The 6,234-nt window shown below is 62.8% G+C and carries 5 protein-coding genes and 1 pseudogene; 5 read left to right on the top strand and 1 reads right to left on the bottom strand.

Annotated features, from left to right (window positions below; all coding sequences use genetic code 11):
* From ACXJ7R_RS22290 to ACXJ7R_RS22270, 5 genes and pseudogenes are all read left to right on the top strand, one after another.
* Positions 1–487 (top strand): annotated as a pseudogene (locus ACXJ7R_RS22290) (DUF3644 domain-containing protein); the annotation flags it as partial.
* A gap of 448 nt (positions 488–935) precedes the next feature.
* Entirely contained in the window at positions 936–1,766 is an 831-nt protein-coding gene (gene minC / locus ACXJ7R_RS22285) for a septum site-determining protein MinC (protein ID WP_457153743.1), read from the top strand.
* Between the two features lie 60 nt (positions 1,767–1,826).
* A complete protein-coding gene (gene minD, locus ACXJ7R_RS22280) occupies positions 1,827–2,642 on the top strand; it encodes a septum site-determining protein MinD (RefSeq protein ID WP_457153742.1) in 816 nt (271 codons plus the stop codon).
* Positions 2,639–2,911, top strand: a complete 273-nt coding sequence (gene minE, locus ACXJ7R_RS22275; RefSeq protein ID WP_024501686.1) for a cell division topological specificity factor MinE — start codon at positions 2,639–2,641, stop codon at positions 2,909–2,911. The genes minD and minE overlap by 4 nt, the downstream gene beginning before the upstream one ends.
* 653 nt (positions 2,912–3,564) lie before the next feature.
* Entirely contained in the window at positions 3,565–5,031 is a 1,467-nt protein-coding gene (locus ACXJ7R_RS22270; protein WP_457153741.1) for a hypothetical protein, read from the top strand.
* A 2-nt stretch (positions 5,032–5,033) separates the two neighbouring features.
* On the opposite strand, the gene ACXJ7R_RS22265 is transcribed toward ACXJ7R_RS22270, so the two are convergent.
* Positions 5,034–5,750 (bottom strand): ATP-binding cassette domain-containing protein, encoded by a 717-nt coding sequence (locus ACXJ7R_RS22265; RefSeq protein WP_457153744.1) that lies wholly within the window; start codon positions 5,748–5,750, stop codon positions 5,034–5,036.
* Positions 5,751–6,234: the final 484 nt, after the last annotated feature.

The following is a 6,234-nucleotide window of genomic DNA, read 5'->3' as shown; positions in this document are numbered from 1 at the left end:
GCTTCAGTCCTATGACGTTCCAGCCCATATCTCCGCCCTCGATGCTCTTGTGTCTGCCGATCTGACCGAGGAAGAGCTAGAAGATCTGGAGTACCAGTTCCGCGTCGTTTACACGCTCGACAGCGCGTCGAAAGGCGGCTCTCATATTCAGTTTCTCATGCCAGATTCCGAAGAGGGTCAGGTGGTCCACAACGTATTGCAGAAATACAAGATTTCGGACGACCTCTATCCGTATAAGCCTACAGAGGTGGCCAAGGCCGTTCAAGCCAAATGCAAGTATGCTTACTCGGTGAGTGATCACACGACAGCTTGGAAAAAGCACAAGGCTCGCCCGGACAAGGGCGACAAAACCAACAAAAAATACTGCATCTACCATAAGGCCTACAAAAGCTATACGTACAACGACGCTTGGGTTGATCTCCTTATTGCTGAACGATTGGCGTGGGAGGCAGAGTACGACGCGGCACACGCCGTGCCTGCGGCCTAACCTGCTGACCTAGTATTTTACAACACGTTGGACGTCGCCTTCTTCCGCCATTTCTCCCAGCCGTTCCCTTTGCTGCGGTCGAGCGCGTAGTACATCTCACCGTCGAACTCCTGTGCCGCTCCGGCCTAGAAGGCTCCTTGAACCGAAATGCCAGGTATTCCTTGTCACCGCTCCGGATGAAGGCATGGCGCCCGGCGCAATTCATTTCATGCGCCCGGCTGTGGGCAGGGTCGTCGTTCTTCGCAACAGTTCGCCGATCCTCCTATAAGCGGACGGGCAGTTTTCGGCCCATATCAAGACGTACAATGTGTCGCCGGTTGGCGTCCGAAATCGGCGTCTAGCCAACCTTCCGATTCCATGCGGGCTGCCAAGTAGTTATCCAGCCCCATTAACCATTCGTTAACCATTCACTCGCTAGCGTTTACCTATCAGTAAGGATTCGCCGCCAGTGACTTTTGCCGCTCCCCTCGAGGCCAAATCCATTCGCTTTCGCGCCCGCTCGTTCGTCGCTTTCACGTTGACGCCGGAGGCGCCTTTGGGGGCCTGGCTGGAGGGGCTGGACCACTGGATCGGCAACTCGCCCGGCTATTTCAGCGGCCGGCCGGTGCTGCTCGATCTGAACACGCTGAAGCCGCAGCCAAGCGATATCGCGGCGCTGGTGGCGGAACTCGGCACGCGCGACATCCGCGTCTATGCCATCGAGCTCGAAGGCGCTTCGCTCGGCGCCGAATTGCCACCGGTGCTGACCGGCGCCAAGGAGGCGACGACCGATGGGCTGCTGCCCGGCCGCAAGGCGAGGGCGGAGGAGAAGGCCGAGGGCAAGGCGCCAGAGGTTCGTGCGGACGCGGAACGCGCAGGTGCGGGGCGCGCCGATGTGGGGCGCGCGCAGGCTGACAAGGTTGGCGCAAGCAAAGCAGGCGAGAGCGAGCCGCAGGTTGGGCAGGAAGCTTCGGGCACGCTGATGATCAAGTCGCCGATCCGCTCCGGCCAGGCGATCGTGCACCCGCATGGCGATGTCATCGTGCTGGGCTCGGTCGCTTCCGGTTCGGAGATCATCGCGGCGGGCTCGATCCATGTCTATGGCACGCTGCGCGGGCGCGCTTCGGCGGGCGCGCTCGGCAACAAGGGCGCGCGCATCTTCTGCCGCCGCAACGAGGCCGAGCTTCTGGCGGTCGACGGCTGGTACGTCACCGCCGAGGAGATGGAAGGCGTTTCGCGCGGCAAGCCAATCCAGGCATTTCTCGACGGGGACGGGCTGCGCGTCGCGCCGCTCAGCTGACATTTGTTGCGGCCGGCAGGGCCGCTCGACCAACGACATAACAACAACGGAGGCATTTTCATGGGCAAGGTAGTGGTGGTCACCTCGGGCAAGGGGGGCGTCGGCAAGACGACCTCGACGGCAGCCCTGGGCGCCGCGGTCGCCAAGACCGGCAAGAAGGTGGCGCTCATCGACTTCGACGTCGGCCTGCGCAACCTCGACCTGATCATGGGCGCGGAGCGGCGCGTGGTGTTCGACCTCGTCAACGTCATCCAGGGCTCGGCCAAGCTTTCGCAGGCGCTGATCCGCGACAAGCGGGTGGAGACGCTGTTCCTGCTGCCGGCCTCGCAGACGCGCGACAAGGATGCGCTGACCGAGGACGGCGTCGGCGAAGTCATCGACAAGCTGCGCTCGGTGTTCGACTATGTCTTCTGCGACAGCCCGGCCGGCATCGAGCGCGGCGCGCAGCTCGCCATGCGCTTTGCCGACGAGGCGGTCATCGTCACCAATCCGGAAGTGAGCTCGGTGCGCGATTCCGATCGCATCATCGGCCTGCTCGATGCTCGCACCTTGAGGGCGGAGCAGGGCGAGCAGATCGCCAAGCATGTGCTGGTCACGCGCTATGACGCGGCGCGCGCCTCACGCGGCGAAATGCTCTCCATCGACGATGTGCTGGAAATCCTGTCGACGCCGCTGCTCGGTATCATTCCCGAGAGCCAGGATGTGCTCAGGGCCTCCAACCTCGGTTCGCCGGTGACGCTGTCGGAGCCGCTCAATGCGGCTGCCAAGGCCTATATCGACGCCGCCAGGCGGCTCGAGGGCGAGGACTTGCCCGTCGTCGTGCCGTTCGAACGCAAGGGTTTTCTCGATCGTCTTTTGGGAAGGAGGGCGGCATGAACCTGCTCGACATCTTCAAGCGGCGCTCCAGCGCGCCGGTGGCGCGCGAGCGGCTGCAAGTGCTGCTCGCCTATGAGCGCCGCAACCGCAGCCAGCCCGACCTTGTCTCCATCCTGCGCGAGGAGATCATGGCCGTGATCGCCAAGCATGTGCAGATCGACCAGGACTATCTGCAGGTCTCGATGGACCGCGGCGAGACCATGTCGACGCTGGAAATCGATATCCAGATCCCCAACAAGAGCGCCGTGCCGCTGGCGATGGCGGGCTGACAGGTCTTTCCTCTCCCCCTTTGACGTTGGCTATTGGCGAAAGCCGGCGTGACGTCCGATTTCCCCCCTTGCGGGGGAGATGCCCGGCAGGGCAGAGGGGGGTGGGAAGGATCRCCAACTTTCAACATTACGCCAGTCTCGACAAGCAACCGACCAAGGATGTTATCGCTATGATTGGTTGACAGGCTGGAGGGACAGCACCCCCCTCTGTCCTGCCGGACATCTCCCCCGCAAGTGGGGAGATTGCGCTTTCACCTCGGCTCTCGCCAATTTCGAACGCAAAAGAGGGCGCTGATCGCCCTGTTCATCATACCGTGTCACTAGGGCGCCAAGGTCGGGGGGCACCCCTCTACGTTTGGTACCTCCACTTTTGGGGTAGCGTGGTCAGTCTCGCCTGCGGCAATCATCTTGCCGTATGGTAAGCCGGAATGAGACAAGTTTTCTCCGAGGCACCTCTGGAGCTCACGCGCGGCGGCGCGGGCTTTGCCACGAAAAATGGTGCGCGGCGGCCACTTCAGGCCACTGGACGCAAGCGAGAAATCCCCTAGTTTCAGCATTCTACAGGCGGGGCTTCCCATACGGAAGCCGCGGATGTAATGATACATTAGCATTTTGTTAAGTACTGGGTTGGGTATGGGTAGGGGAGTTCGGGCATGAACTTCAAGGGCTTGATCAAGCGCGCTGAAGACGTAGATACCGCACTACAGGAACTGCAGATCGATCTGGCGGATGCGCTGGACGCTAGTCTCAACGCCGAGGACGAGGCGCCGCCAAAGAGCGACGATGCCCCGGATTCCGCGGCGGCTCCCGAGGACCCGCCACCCGAGGCCAATGCGGCAAACGCGGATGGTGCGGAGAATGCAGACGGTGCGGGCAATCCGGACAGTCCCGAAACCGGGCCGCGGCTGACGTCCCACGCCCAGACCCGACTGGCTGCGTTAAGCGCCTTCGAAGGGCTGTTCCATGACGCCAGGGACTATATGGAGGAGATCACCGGCAAGCTGTCGGAGATCGCGACCTCACATCACCTGACGCGCGAATACCTCAACATCCTCCATGGCGACATTCTTCGCGCCAACGAGCTGGAGCTGGCCAATGCCGCGCTCATCGCCGAACAAAGAACGCTGTCGGAAAAGCTGCACGACGCGGGGCGAAAGCTGCGCGAGCGTGAAAGCACCTGCGAAGTGCTGCAACAGCGCGAGACAAGCCTGGTCCAGGACAGGGACGCGCTTCGCGCGACGCTTGCCGCGACAAGGCTGGAACTCGCGGAGGCGGCCAATGCGAGCGCAAAACGCGACGCCGACTTCGGCGACATCGCCAAGCGGCTCACCGCCAGAACCGTCGAGGCCAACAGGCGCTTGCGCGAAAGCAAGATGCTGCGCGAAAAGCATGTCAGTCTGTCGATGGAGCTCGACAAGGCGCTGAAGCGGGAATCCCAGGCGCGCCACAGGCTCGACGAGCTCTCGGCGATCCATGCCAGCGAAGCAGCACGGTTTGCGGAACTGCTCGCCGCGCTCGCCAAGAGCGAGAAAGAGGAGGTGCGGCTCCAGAAGTCGCTTGAGGCCGCGCAGGCGAAGCTTTCGGGAATGAGCGAAGCGGCCAGCATGGTGGAAGGCGACCGGGAAGCGGAACTGGCGCGCAGCCAGACGCAAATGCGCGGGTTGCGTTCCGAGATCGAGGACCTGCAATCGCGGCTGGAGTGGGCCTCGAACGAGAACAGCGATGCCACCGGCGAGATCGCCAGGCTCAAGACTGAATTGAACGACACGCTGGCCGAAAAGAAAATCGCCGATGAAAAATTGTCCGCGCTCATCGAAGAGAACGAAAGCGACAAGGCGAGCCTTTCGAAAGTGAACGCCAATTTTTCACAGCTTGTGCTGCAACAGGCGTCGGAACAGATACAGCTCGATGTCCAGAGGCAGGAATGCGAGGACCTCAGGGACGAAATCGTGTCGCTCAACGCCAGGATCAAGGAATTGTTGCCCTACGAGCGGCTCCACAAGGCCACCAGCGGCAGACCGCGTGAGGGCACCGTGGTCGAGATCACCGGAGTGGTGGCGGAGAAGGCACGTGCAACGGGCAGGCGGCGCGCCCGCAGGAACCTCCGCGCGACGCCGTAGCGCTATTTCGCAGGCTCGCCGCGTCGTCGCTTCGCTCCCGCCCCGCCTGGGGCGGCGAGCGGCTCGTGCTGGTAAAGCTCGTCCATGGTGAGCGATGCCAGGGCGCCGAAAGGCGCTTGCTTTTTCACCCGGCCGCCGCTCAGGATCACCACGTCGTCGCAGAACGAGATGGTGCTGTGATGGTGGCTGATGACGATGGTCGTGCGGCGGCCGGCTCTCGATTTCAGGGTCTCGACGATGGCTGCCTCCGACAGCCCATCGACGGCATTGGTGGCCTCGTCCAGGATCAGGAGGTCGGGATCGCGCACCAGGGCCCTGGCCAGTGCGATCCGTTGCCGCTGTCCCGCCGAGAGGTTGATACCCCTGTAGCCGACGAGCGTGTCGTAACCGAGCGGGAGCCGTTCGATGAATTCATGCGCCTCGGCCAGTCTTGCGGCACTCTCGGCGTCGGCGGCCGTGGCCGCGTCCTGCCCGTAGGTRATGTTTTCAAAAATGGTGYCGTCGACCAGTTCCAGCTCCTGGCTGGCCAGTGCGATGTGCTGGCGCCACTGGCTGGCGTCAATCCCGTCGAGCGGTGATCCATCGACGAGAATCCTGCCGGTGTCCGGTTCCACGAAGCGGCACAGAAGATTGACGATCGTTGTCTTGCCGGCGCCCGAGCGGCCGATCAGTGCCGTCGAGCGGCCGCCGCGGATATCAAAAGTCGCCGAATGCAGCACCACCTCACGGCGGTCCGTGCCGGAATAGGTGAACGTCACGTCATCGAACCTGATGCCCTGGCGCAGGCCGTGGAACGGGCCGTCGCCTTGCGGCGGTTGAGGCTTGCCGGACGGATCCAGCATCCATGTCACCTCTTCGAGCGATCCGCTCAGGCCTTGCAACTGGCTCCACGACCCCTGCAGGGCTCGCATATGCGGCTGCAGCCTGTAGAGCAGGATGACAAACGCGATGATCAGCGGGAAATTCACCTGCGCCAACCAGGCGCCGATCACCACCGCCAGAAACAGCGCGGCGTGGAGAACCTCCGTCAGCGGCGGCAAAGCTCCCTGGCGAACAAGCAGGACGAAGGAGGCGCGGCGGACCGCATCGGACGCCGTATCGAATATCGCTTTCTCCCGGCTCTCCTGCCCGAAGATGCGGATCAGGCGTCCGGCATGCACCAGATGGAGCATCTGCGATGCGAGGTGCGAGTTGCGCGAGGCG

The sequence above is a fragment of the Mesorhizobium sp. P5_C1 genome (assembly GCF_054049815.1).
This window is presented reverse-complemented; position numbering and strand designations above follow the sequence as displayed.